This is a genomic window from Mesorhizobium sp. Cs1321R2N1 (assembly GCF_037179725.1).
GTDB lineage: Bacteria > Pseudomonadota > Alphaproteobacteria > Rhizobiales > Rhizobiaceae > Mesorhizobium > Mesorhizobium salmacidum.
On record NZ_JAPYKP010000004.1, the window covers coordinates 26,936 to 37,613 of the forward strand.

Annotated in this window: 13 protein-coding genes; 9 read left to right on the plus strand and 4 right to left on the minus strand. The window is 62.7% G+C overall.

Annotated elements, in window-relative coordinates:
* Positions 1–204: 204 nt before the first annotated feature.
* Entirely contained in the window at positions 205–594 is a 390-nt protein-coding gene (locus O7A61_RS01905; RefSeq protein WP_337128157.1) for a hypothetical protein, read from the minus strand.
* Between the two features lie 23 nt (positions 595–617).
* On the opposite strand from O7A61_RS01905, the gene O7A61_RS01910 reads away from it, so the two are divergent.
* From O7A61_RS01910 to O7A61_RS01950, 9 genes are all read left to right on the plus strand, one after another.
* Positions 618–1,721: a nucleotidyltransferase family protein gene (locus O7A61_RS01910; RefSeq protein WP_337128158.1), complete on the plus strand. Its 1,104-nt coding sequence runs from the start codon at positions 618–620 to the stop codon at positions 1,719–1,721.
* A 945-nt stretch (positions 1,722–2,666) separates the two neighbouring features.
* A complete protein-coding gene (locus O7A61_RS01915) occupies positions 2,667–2,891 on the plus strand; it encodes a hypothetical protein (protein WP_337108866.1) in 225 nt (74 codons plus the stop codon).
* Between the two features lie 118 nt (positions 2,892–3,009).
* Positions 3,010–4,044 (plus strand): ABC transporter substrate-binding protein, encoded by a 1,035-nt coding sequence (locus tag O7A61_RS01920; protein WP_337108865.1) that lies wholly within the window; start codon positions 3,010–3,012, stop codon positions 4,042–4,044.
* A gap of 10 nt (positions 4,045–4,054) precedes the next feature.
* Entirely contained in the window at positions 4,055–4,822 is a 768-nt protein-coding gene (locus O7A61_RS01925; RefSeq protein WP_337108864.1) for an ABC transporter permease, read from the plus strand.
* On the plus strand, positions 4,822–5,508 hold the full coding sequence (locus O7A61_RS01930) for an ABC transporter ATP-binding protein (RefSeq protein WP_337128159.1): 687 nt from the start codon (positions 4,822–4,824) through the stop codon (positions 5,506–5,508). The genes O7A61_RS01925 and O7A61_RS01930 overlap by 1 nt, the downstream gene beginning before the upstream one ends.
* Positions 5,505–6,680, plus strand: coding sequence for an ABC transporter substrate-binding protein (locus O7A61_RS01935; RefSeq protein WP_337128160.1), 1,176 nt, complete (start codon positions 5,505–5,507; stop codon positions 6,678–6,680). The genes O7A61_RS01930 and O7A61_RS01935 overlap by 4 nt, the downstream gene beginning before the upstream one ends.
* Positions 6,668–7,630, plus strand: a complete 963-nt coding sequence (locus O7A61_RS01940; RefSeq protein WP_337108861.1) for a PQQ-dependent catabolism-associated beta-propeller protein — start codon at positions 6,668–6,670, stop codon at positions 7,628–7,630. Before O7A61_RS01935 ends, O7A61_RS01940 begins: the two co-directional genes overlap by 13 nt.
* On the plus strand, positions 7,627–8,352 hold the full coding sequence (locus O7A61_RS01945; RefSeq protein ID WP_337128161.1) for an ATP-binding cassette domain-containing protein: 726 nt from the start codon (positions 7,627–7,629) through the stop codon (positions 8,350–8,352). The genes O7A61_RS01940 and O7A61_RS01945 overlap by 4 nt, the downstream gene beginning before the upstream one ends.
* Entirely contained in the window at positions 8,349–9,155 is an 807-nt protein-coding gene (locus O7A61_RS01950; protein ID WP_337108859.1) for an ABC transporter permease, read from the plus strand. Before O7A61_RS01945 ends, O7A61_RS01950 begins: the two co-directional genes overlap by 4 nt.
* Here the strand turns inward: O7A61_RS01950 and O7A61_RS01955 are convergent, their stop codons facing one another.
* The 3 genes from O7A61_RS01955 to O7A61_RS01965 are packed head-to-tail and all read right to left on the minus strand — an operon-like array spanning position 9,156 to position 10,646.
* A complete protein-coding gene (locus O7A61_RS01955) occupies positions 9,156–9,572 on the minus strand; it encodes a c-type cytochrome (protein WP_051442773.1) in 417 nt (138 codons plus the stop codon).
* The gene (locus O7A61_RS01960; RefSeq protein ID WP_337128162.1) at positions 9,553–10,431 is read right to left on the minus strand and encodes a cytochrome c oxidase assembly protein; all 879 of its coding nucleotides are present in this window, start codon (positions 10,429–10,431) and stop codon (positions 9,553–9,555) included. Before O7A61_RS01960 ends, O7A61_RS01955 begins: the two co-directional genes overlap by 20 nt.
* Positions 10,428–10,646 (minus strand): hypothetical protein, encoded by a 219-nt coding sequence (locus tag O7A61_RS01965; RefSeq protein ID WP_337128163.1) that lies wholly within the window; start codon positions 10,644–10,646, stop codon positions 10,428–10,430. Before O7A61_RS01965 ends, O7A61_RS01960 begins: the two co-directional genes overlap by 4 nt.
* Positions 10,647–10,678 lie beyond the last annotated feature (32 nt).

Consider the following 10,678-nt stretch of genomic DNA (forward strand, 5'->3'; position numbering starts at 1 on the left):
CTTTCAGCTGAATCCGTACTGCCTGCCTCCGTCCACCATCTTCTCAGTTTGCCCGCACAATGTCGCCGGGCCGGGCAAGAGCCAGAGTAGTTGCGGAGATCGCTTGAAGCGTCGCGGTGCCACGGGCCTATCGGCCTTCCGCACCAAGTTGGTGAAGGAAACTCCGGGTAATCGGTCCGCACCCACTCCTCAATGAGCCGGCTTTCATCGTCGAATCGAAAAATGTTGGAGAAATCCCAGGTCACACGCCGGCCGTTCGGAGGCAGGGGGGCCGACGGGCGACTGTGTGAATTCGCGGGCAAAGCGTCCCTCGATCCAGGTTTGGCAGGCGACATAGTCACCTTCGACGATGATGATGCCCCGAGGGATCGAGCGATGGTCGAATGCTATGGACTTGAAGTAGTTGGTAAGCCCGGCGTAGTCCACCTCGAAGCCATCCGGGCCGTGGAAACGGAACTTCTCCGTGTCGAAGCACCCGGCATTGATCGCCGCGCCTGCATGGTTGGCCGATGTGGCAGCGTAATAAGACCTCTGCAATTGTCTTATAACGTCACTTGCGTCGCTTGAGCTCATGTCGTTATAAGAGAAACGCATTTTTCTTATAACGGAGCCGACGCATGAAGACGGTCGATCTCGTTTATCGCACGATGTATGCGGAACTCGTTCAGCGCTGCCTTGATGCATCGTTCGTAACCGACCTCTCCACGGCGGGAAATTTCGTCCGGGTTCCGGTGAAGGGGCGGGTCTACTGGTATTTTGAGGAAACCCAACCCAAGAAAACGCGGAAGTATGTCGGCCCGTCCGACGATCCCGAGATCGCGAAACGCGTTGAAGCCTTCCAAGAGATCAAGGAAGACCTCCGTAGCCGACGGAAAATCGTCTCCACGCTGACTCGCGAAGCAGGGCTGACGGCACCGGACCGGTTCACTGGCGATGTCGTTGAAGCCATGGGAGCAGCAGGAATCTTCCGCCTAAGAGCCGTGCTCGTCGGTACGGTTGCCTTCCAGATGTATGCGGGACATCTCGGCGTAAGATTGCCTGGTGCTTCATTGCAAACCGGCGATGCCGATTTCGCGCAGCACTATTTGATTTCGTCGTCAGTCGAAGACACCCTGCCGCCGATCCTGGAAATCTTGAGAGAGATTGATCCAACCTTCAGGGAGACCCCGCTTAGATCGGATTCCGGACACACGACCCAATTCCAGAATGCAACGAGATACAAGGTCGAGTTCCTCACGCCGAACCGGGAATCCGGTGACTACACCGACCACGCCAGTCCGATGCCAGCACTGGGCGGAGCTTCGGCGCAGCCCTTGCGTTTCCTCGATTTCCTGATCCACGAGCCCATCCGGACCGTGATGCTGCATCGGTCAGGGGTGCCTGTAACCGTGCCGTCGCCGGAACGCTATGCAGTTCACAAGCTCATCGTCGCCTCTCGCCGGAAATCAGATGCAAACGGCGTCGCCAAGCGCGAAAAAGACGTCCATCAGGCCAGCCTCGTCGTCGAGGCACTGGAGGCGACCCGTCGCACGGATGACCTTGCAAAAGCGTTCTCGGAAGCGTGGGGTAGGGGGCAGCACTGGCGCGAGGCGATGCTGAAGGGGCTGAGCCTGATGCCGCCGAAGAAACGACAGGAAGTTGAGGACACAGTCAGAAAGGCCCTTGTCGAGATCGGCGAGGAGCTGGACGGCTTTCACTCGGCCGTGAACTCGAAGTCGTAGCCAAAAGGGCGAGACTCGAAAGCCGTCCTTGTCGCTTGGATTGAGGAGGACCAGCGTTGATCAGGATCGCTTTATAACCTAGCTGTTGAGGTCTGTTCGCCGTGTGTTCGTCCAAAAATCGCATAAAGGCAGTCTGGAATTTGCAGAGAATTTCCAGAAACCGCCATCTCTTCGCGGCTCAGATTTGCCAGCATGGCAAAGCTCCGAACGGATTCAATGGATTGGGTGACGCTGTCAGAGCCGTTTCGGCATCCAGGCTATGCATTGTTCGAGGCGTTCCAGCGTAGCTTTTGGCCAACGAAGCTGGTGACCCGCATTAAGCAAATTGGATTGCCTTTGGAAGCAGCCGCATTGATCAATTCGGACTCAAGCAGGACTATCCGATCTCCCTTCTGCTGAGCCTCCGTCAATCGTATTTCTCTACTCAGCCCAAGCTGCGCATATTCGACGTCACCATCCATGCAGCGTGGAGTAGCGCAAGAACACTAAACACCGGCAGATTTGAAAAACTCGCAAGAAGATGTCTCGCATCCCGGCTGATCACCCGCTGGCCATCCCCGCGAGGAACACCACCTGCTACCGGGGAATACGGCTGATCTGTGCCGTCTGGCACATCCTGAGCCTAGTTGCAGAAGAAACTTAATTGACTTTGTACGACCGTTTCAGAGCCCTTATCTAAAGAAGCCGGAGCACTGTGCATCCGGCGGCCGTGGCCGCCCTTCCGCGCGGTGCGGACGAGGATTTGCCGGAGAACGCCAAACCCAATGCGCTGCGTTTATCGCTCGCCGGTGTGCAGTTCGAATTCCAAAAGACTGTACCATTTCTGACCAAGGCGCCTGCTCACATCATTTGTTAAAGACTCAAAGGGGCAGGCGGAGTCATGTTGCAACGTTCAATCCACATCTGCGGGACGGAGGAGCCATGTTGTTTCCGGGTCAAGTCGTCATGTCCGACGAACTGGAAATGCTCACCCGCGTCTGTCGGACCGCCTGCAAAGAGCGGGATATTCCGCTCGACAGCCCGCAGGCACAGACACTCGCGTCCCATGTCCTGAAGCTTTTCCTGAACGGGCTTATGGGCGAGGAAGAGCTGCTAAGCGCCGAGCGAAACCGTATGAAAAGGCAAGCTCACATCGCCGCCTTGAATCAGCCGCCTGCTCCAGCGCGCTAAATCCCGGACCCCGCAGCGACTCCTATTGGCGGCCCAGGCGTACCCGATGGTCAGCGCACCAGGAGGAACATTCCTGCCAGCCCGGCGTTAGGGGGGTTCCGCCACACCGGGTGCGCTCGTGCTGATCTCGAATCCTCCACGTGAGTGGCTCACCCGAGCCGATTGGCCCCTTATATCGCGGCGCGCGGTTCTTGCAGCGCTTTCCTCCTTAATCGTGGCCGGTCCCACTGCAGCCGCGTCTGGGCAATCCCGCCCTGTCCGGTTTGGCGTGCTCGGATTTGGCACGGCCGCCTGGGAGGTCGACGTGGTCCAACGATATGGGCTGGACATTTCGCACGGCGTCTCTCTCGAGGTGCGGCGTCTTGCCAGCACGGAAGCCGGCAAGACCGCGTTGCTGGCCGGCAGCGTCGACGTCATCGTATCGGATTGGGTCTGGGTGACGCGCCAGCGCGCGGAAGGCGCCGATCTTGTTTTTGTTCCCTATTCGCGCGCGGTCGGCGCACTTGAGGTACCCGCCGGTTCCCCCGTGCGCAGGCTAGCGGATTTCGATGGCAAACGGCTCGGGGTCGCGGGCGGCCCGCTCGACAAGAGCTGGATCTTGCTGCGTGCGCTTAACCTTCGACAGTCGGGACGCGACCTCGCCGCGAGCGTGCAGCCTGTATTCGGAGCGCCGCCTTTGCTCGAACAGGAATTCCTTGCAGGCCGGCTCAACGGGTTGCTGACATTCTGGAACTTCGCGGCCCAGCTCGAAGCCGCCGGAGCCCAGCGGTTGCTGAACGTTGGACAGATTCTGGAGGGGCTGGGCGTTTCCGGCGAGCTGCCGATGCTCGGCTATGTCTTCCATGAAGACTGGGCGCGTGCTGATCCTGCGGTTCTTACCGGTTTCCTGAAAACGGTCATGGCCGCAAAGTCGCTTCTCGCCACTTCCGACAGCGAATGGCACGCGCTGGCGCCGCAACTGGGAACAGATGATGTCCGGCTTCAGGCCGCCTTGCGCGACGCCTATCGGGATGGAATCCCCCGCCGCTTCGGCAGGAAGGAGCGCGACGACGCGGCGCGCCTGTTTTCAATTTTGGCCGATCTGGGCGGTGAAGCTCTGGTCGGCAAGGCGAAAGGCTTCGATCCCGGCATCTTTTGGAGCATACCCGCTTGAGACCGCATCCATGAGCAACAGCTTGGCCGCTTCCGCCAATGCCCAGCGATGGCAGAGCGTCGCGGCGCTGCTTGGTATGCTTCTGATCTGGCAGGCGGCGGCATGGGTGGTGGCCAGCCGGCTGTTGCCAAGCCCTTTGGAGGTCACCATCGTCCTCTTGCAAGAGGCGCTGCAGGGCGAACTCGCTTTTCACCTCGGCGTCTCGTTGACGCGGGTGATTGTGAGCCTTTCCGTCGCGATCGTGGTCGGCTCCGCGCTTGGCTATGCCGCCGGCCGCTCGCGTGATGCTGATCTTTGGTTGAAGCCATGGATCGTTCTGCTGCTCAACGTGCCGGCGCTGGTGACCGTCATCCTCATCTATGTCTGGCTCGGTCTGGTCGAGACCGCGCTTGTGTTCGCGGTCGCGCTCAACAAGATCCCCAATGTGGCAGTGACCATTCGCGAGGGCGCCGGCCGGCTGGACAAGGACCTCACGGAAATGGCCGAGGTCTATCGTTTCAGCGGCACGAGGTCGCTGCGCTACATCGTGCTCCCGCAATTGGCACCGTTTTTCCTCGTCACCCTGCGCAGCGGACTGGCATTGACCTGGAAGATCGTGCTGCTCGCCGAATTGCTTGGCCGCTCCAACGGGGTTGGATTCCAGCTGCAGATCTATTTCCAGAACTTCGACGTGTCCCACATCCTGGCCTATGCCATAAGCTTCGGAGTGGTGATGCTGGCCATCGAATACGGCCTGCTCGGGCCTCTGGAACGCCGACTTGGCGTGTGGCGGCGTTGATGCTGACCATCAGGATAAAGATGAAGACCTTCGCTATTCCTGGCCAGGGCCAGGGTAGGACCGTGTTCCGGGACTTCGCTCTCGATGTGCCGCACGGCCAGGTCTGTGTGATCGCTGGGCCCTCGGGAGTTGGCAAATCGACGCTGCTCTCGATCGTCGCAGGCACCGACCGCGAATTCCGCGGCGTGGTGGACGGACGCGCGCTTCCTGTCGGGATGATGTTCCAGACACCGCGTCTGCTCCCTTGGCTGACCGTCTTGCGCAATGTCGAACTCGTGATCCCCGGGCGGGAGCAGGAGGCATCGAGGTGGGTTGCCGCCGTAGGCCTTGAGGATCACGCAAACGAATATCCGCAGCGTCTCTCCGGAGGGATGGCCCGGCGCGTGGCGCTCGCCCGCGCGCTTGCCGTCGAGCCCGCGCTGTTGCTGCTCGACGAACCTTTCGCTTCGCTCGACGAAGCGACGGCGAACAGGATGGGCCTCCTGCTGCGTGAAGTTTTCAATACCCGGCCGCCCATCGCGCTTATTGTCACGCACAATTTGGCCCAGGTCTCGTCGCTGGCCGACCGCATCGTCGTTCTGGAAGGCTCGCCGGCAGTTATCGTGCGCGATGTCGGGATTGCCCGGGGTGGTGGACCGGCTTCACGGCGTGGCCCGGCCAGCTTGCAGGCAGGCGGAGCGGAATGAGACTGGTGCTGTCGATCGTGCTGCTCCTGTTGGCCGCTGCCCCCGGCTCCGCCGCACCGCAGACCATGGTGGTCGGCTATATCGGCCAGGAGCGCACGCCACCCCTGCCTTTAGGACCGCTTGACCAGCCCGTCAGCGATGACGGCCTGCAGGGGGCCCGGCTGGGCATCGCCGATGACGGCGGCACCGGCCGCTTCCTCGGCCAGCATTTCCAGCTCGAAGAACGAGTGCTGAAGCCAGGCGAAGCGCCCACCGAAGCAATCGCCAGCCTTGCCGCGAGCGGCGTCACTTTCGTCGTGGCCGACCTCGATGCGGCCACGCTGAACCAGGCTCTCGCAGCACCCGGAGCAGACAAGATGCTGTTGTTCAACAGCCGTGCGCCGGACGATGCGCTCCGCCAGCAGCACTGCCGCAAGAACCTCCTGCATACCGTTCCAAGTCGCGCCATGCTCGCCGACGGCCTGGCGCAATATCTCATCTGGAAGCGTTGGCAGCACTGGTTCCTGCTGGTCGGCCCGCATCCTGCTGACGAGGCGCTGGCTGCAGCGTTGCGCCGCGCGGCGACACACTTCGGCGCCGAGATCGTGGTCGACAAGCCTTGGACGTTCCGGCCTGCCAATGGTCGTGCGGACACGGGACATGTCACGCTTCAGACCGAGATACCGGCCGCCACCCAGGTCGGCGATTACGACGTGCTGGTCGTCGCCGACGAGGCGGACGAGTTCGGCGCCTATCTCGAGGGCCGAACCGCGCTACCACGGCCGGTCGCCGGGACGCAGGGGATCGTGGCGACCGGCTGGAGCGCGGTCAACGAGGAATGGGGCGCAACGCAACTTCAAGACCGGTTCCGCAAGCAGGCCGGGCGCTGGATGACGGCTTACGACTACGCCGGTTGGCTCGCCGTGCGCAGCGTCGGAGAAGCGGCAACACGCCTGCGCAGCCTCGATGCTTCGGCGATCACGGCATATTTGCGCAGTGACGGCTTCCTTCTCGCCGGCTTCAAGGGGCAGGGGCTCAGCTTCCGGTCATGGGACGGCCAGATGCGGCAGCCCATCCTGATAGCGGGGCCGCGGCTGCTCGTCTCCAGCTCACCGCAACCGGGTTTCCTGCATCAGCGCACGCCCCTCGACACGCTGGGCATCGACCTCGAGGAGAGCGCATGCGGGTCGTGATCCCAATCCTGCTGTCGGTGTTGATTATCGCCGGACCTGCCGCAGCGGAGACGATCTACGTATCGAACGAGCAGGACAACACAGTGGCGGTGGTGGAGGGCGCCAGCATGAGCCTCTCCACGGCCATCAACGTCGGAAGGCGCCCGCGCGGGATCGCGCTTTCGGTCGACAAGAAGCTGCTCTTCGTGGCTGTGGGCGACGACAACCGGATCGACATTGTCGATCTCGCCAAACGGCAGGTGACCGGCCAGCTCCCCTCAGGAGTCGATCCGGAATTTTTTGTCGTGCATCCTGACGGCAAACGCCTGTTCGTCGCCAATGAGAATGACAATCTGGTCTCAGTCGTCGATATCGCGTCCGCCAAGGTGATCGGTACCGTTGACGTCGGGGTCGAACCCGAGGGTATGGCGGTCAGTGCCGACGGCCATTACGTTGCCTGCACCTCGGAGACCACCAGCATGGTGCACCTCATCGACGCCGGCACGCTCGACCTCGTAGACAACCTCCTGGTCGACACCCGTCCCCGCGCGGCGTCGTTCTCGCCGGATGGGAAGCAGCTTTGGGTGTCTTCCGAAATACGCGGAACCGTGACCGTCTTCGACACTACGTCTCGTGCTGAGGCTGGCAAGGTCCAGTTCCAGGTTCCCGGTATCCGCCGCGAGGGCGTCCAGGCGGTAGGTATCGAAATGACGCGCGACGGCGCCACTGCCTATGTGGCGCTTGGTCCGGCCAACCGGATTGCCGAAGTCGATACCAGGACGCTGGCCGTGCGCCGCCTCTACCTCGTCGGCCAGCGCCCGTGGCATGTGGCGCTGTCGGATGACCAGAAGCGTCTGGTAAGCGCCAATGGCAATTCCGGGGACATCTCGTTCATCGATCTTGAAGACGAGGCGGTGGTGAAGTCGGTGCCGGTGGGACGCGGCCCCTGGGGAGTGGTGATCGGCCCATGAAGGCGCTGTCACTCGAAGGTCTCGGACACAGCTTCGGACAGCGGCGGGTTCTCGAAGCCGTGTCGTTCTCGGTCGCGGAAGGCAGAATGTGCATACTGCTCGGACGCAACGGCGCCGGCAAGACGACGTTGTTCTCGCTGGTCACCGGCCTCTATCATGCCCGATCCGGCCAGATCGATGTGTTCGGCCACTCCATGCGGGCCGATCCGGCCGCCGCACTTGCCCAGATGGGTGTTGTCTTCCAGCAGCAGACGCTCGACCTCGATCTCACCGCCGCCGAAAATCTGCGCTATCACGGCGCCCTGCACGGGCTGGCGGCCGGCATCTGCGAAACGAGGTTGCGCGAAGAACTCGAACGGCTGGAGGTCCTTGACCGGTGCGACGAGCCGGTCCGTTCACTGTCGGGCGGTCAGCGGCGACGTGTCGAAATCGCGCGCGCCCTGATGCATCGGCCCCGCATCCTGCTGCTCGACGAGCCGACGACCGGGCTCGACGTGCCTGGGCGCCGGGCGATCGAGCAGCATGTGCGCGCGCTCTGCCGGAAACGAGGTATTGCCGTTCTCTGGGCAACGCATTTCCTGGAAGAGGTGTCGGCCGACGACGACCTGGTGGTGCTGCATAAGGGCAGGCTGCGTTGGGCTGGCGGGGCCGGCCGCGTCGCGGCGGATCTTGCGGTCGCCAGCATGGCCGATGCGTTCGATGTGCTGACGGAGGCGGCATGAAAAGGCGTCACGCGCTGCGGGCCCTTACAGGCATACTGCGCCGGGAGATGTTGCGAACGCTGCGGCAGCGTGGCCGGCTGCTCTCGGCGATCATACGGCCGTTGGTCTGGCTCGCCATCTTCGCCGCCGGGTTCCGCTCGGTGCTTGGCCTGTCGATCACGCCGCCTTACCAGACCTACGTGCTCTACGAAGTCTATGTCGTCCCCGGACTGGCGGCCATGATGCTGCTCTTCCATGCCATGGCAAGTTCGCTGGCCATGGTCTACGACCGCGAGATGGGCAGCATGCGCCTGTTGCTGACGGCACCGCTTCCGCGCTGGTACCTGCTTGCCGCGCGGCTGCTTGCGAGCGTCATCGTCAGTCTGCCGCTGGTCTATCTGTTCCTGCTGATCGCGCGCTATTGGGACGTGCGCCCCCCAGTTCTAGGCTATCTGGCCGTGTTTCCGGCGCTCGTCCTGTCCGGCCTGATGCTCGGCGCGTTTGGGTTGCTGGTTTCGTCGATCTCGACGCAGATGGAGAACTTCGCCGGCGTGATGAACTTCGTCATCTTCCCGACCTTCTTCGCCTCGACGGCTCTCTATCCGATATGGCGACTCGCCGAGGCGGGGCCGGTGCTGGCAATGATCGCCGCATGGAACCCGTTCAGTTCGGCGGTCGAGCTGATACGCTTCGCCCTCTATCTGCGCTTCGATCCCGTTTCGGCTCTCGTCGTTCTCGCTTGCCTCGTCGGGTTTTTCCTTGCGGCAGTGGTCGGCTATGACCCCGGTCGTGGCTTGTGGTCCCGGCGCGGCGGCGAAGGCTAATCATCTGAGGGCATAAAGATAGGCGGCGATATCGCGCGCCTGCTGCTGCGTAATCCTTGTCGATGGCATCGCCGTGTGCGGATTGATCTCCCTGGCCTCTCGTATCCAGCGGATCAGGTTCTCCGGATTGTTAGCCAGCACCCCGCCGATAAAGACCCGGTCGGCAAGGCTGGAATCGAGGCTCGGACCAACCTGGCCTTGTGCCCCCGGCACGCCGGGGATTGTATGGCACCCCGAGCAGCCATTCGCGGTCATGATCGGAATGGCGCGCGCGCCCACGCCACCGGTCGCAACCTCCGATTCGTGGCGAACACGATCACGCCGGTCCGACCACAAGGTCGCCCCGGCGACGGCGGCGATCAGCAGCAGGATGGCGGCGAGCGCGCCGCCGGTCATCTTAGCCAGGCCGGAGCCCATGGGTGGCCTCCCTGATTCCGCTCTTGCTTATCCAAAGGCCGGCGAGCAGCAAGGCGGCTCCGCCATAGATCAGGCCAGCCGGAACCCACATCACCAAGCCGGCGAGCTGCTGGTCCTCGATCGGGGTCAGTCCCCAGAGCGCCGCGCCAGCGGCATTCTGCGGATACCAGAGTTTGGGCGACAACAGCAGCAGCACGCCAAGCAGACCGGTGTGCAGCGAGGTGAAGAAGAGATGCATGATCGCGCTGCCATAGGCCTGCTGGCGGCCGGAACGCGGCAGAATCACCCACCAGAACAGCAGGGCTGTGCCGAGGAAGCTCGCATGCTGGGCATAGTGCAGGACGCCCTGCTGAAGCGCTGCCTCGAACAGGACGGGGACGTGCCAGATCCAGATCGCGATACCGTGGATGGCGGTTGCGTTGAGCGGACGGCTGGCAACGGCCCAGACCGCCTGGAGAAACTTCCCGTGCGTGAGCATTCCCGTTCCTCGGCGGAATGCCGCCGGCAATGCCCATATCAAGGCTGCGCCGGGGCAGGCGGCGACAAGGAGCGGCGCCGCCACCGCCATCAGCAGTTCATGCTCGATCATGTGGGCGGCAAACACCCGTTCGCCAAGCGCATGGATCGGGCTGACCAGCGCTCCCGTCAGAAAGCCCCAGCCGGCGGCGAACAACAGAGCTTGTCGCGTCCGCTCGGGGCGGCCCCGGCTGCTGCGGCGCCACAGCCGGCTCGCTCCGATCGCATAGATCAGCGCGATTGTGGCCAGAGGGAGCGTGATGGGAAACGCAAGTGTCCATCCCGCTTCGGGCGCGCCGGCGCCATAGCAGATCGATGTTGAGAGGAAAGCCTCGAAGCTCATCGCAGGCACTCGTCAAGGATGAGCGCGGCGCTCCCCTGCATGAGGATGACGAGGGCAAAAAGCAAAGCCGCAAGAATGCCGAGATCGGCGACGAATTGTTCGGTGCTGCGCGTGCGCTCCGGTTTGAAAGCCGCGCCCCCCTGCCGCTTTGCCCGCCAAGAAAGCATGCCGCCGAGAAGCGAAAGCAAGGCAAGCAGCAGTGCGATCGGCAGCACGACCGGGACCTGGCGATTGCATTGCCAGGGAA

What these genes read in the sequence shown, in the direction of transcription:
- O7A61_RS01930 (WP_337128159.1), top strand. Translation starts at nt 4,822, where the DNA reads ATGCTGACCATCAGGATAAAGATGAAGACCTTCGCTATTCCTGGCCAG.
- O7A61_RS01935 (WP_337128160.1), top strand. Translation starts at nt 5,505, where the DNA reads ATGAGACTGGTGCTGTCGATCGTGCTGCTCCTGTTGGCCGCTGCCCCC.
- O7A61_RS01940 (WP_337108861.1), top strand. Translation starts at nt 6,668, where the DNA reads ATGCGGGTCGTGATCCCAATCCTGCTGTCGGTGTTGATTATCGCCGGA.
- O7A61_RS01955 (WP_051442773.1), bottom strand. Translation starts at nt 9,572, where the DNA reads ATGGGCTCCGGCCTGGCTAAGATGACCGGCGGCGCGCTCGCCGCCATC.
- O7A61_RS01950 (WP_337108859.1), top strand. Translation starts at nt 8,349, where the DNA reads ATGAAAAGGCGTCACGCGCTGCGGGCCCTTACAGGCATACTGCGCCGG.
- O7A61_RS01945 (WP_337128161.1), top strand. Translation starts at nt 7,627, where the DNA reads ATGAAGGCGCTGTCACTCGAAGGTCTCGGACACAGCTTCGGACAGCGG.
- O7A61_RS01925 (WP_337108864.1), top strand. Translation starts at nt 4,055, where the DNA reads ATGAGCAACAGCTTGGCCGCTTCCGCCAATGCCCAGCGATGGCAGAGC.
- O7A61_RS01905 (WP_337128157.1), bottom strand. Translation starts at nt 594, where the DNA reads ATGCGTTTCTCTTATAACGACATGAGCTCAAGCGACGCAAGTGACGTT.
- O7A61_RS01910 (WP_337128158.1), top strand. Translation starts at nt 618, where the DNA reads ATGAAGACGGTCGATCTCGTTTATCGCACGATGTATGCGGAACTCGTT.
- O7A61_RS01915 (WP_337108866.1), top strand. Translation starts at nt 2,667, where the DNA reads ATGTCCGACGAACTGGAAATGCTCACCCGCGTCTGTCGGACCGCCTGC.
- O7A61_RS01960 (WP_337128162.1), bottom strand. Translation starts at nt 10,431, where the DNA reads ATGAGCTTCGAGGCTTTCCTCTCAACATCGATCTGCTATGGCGCCGGC.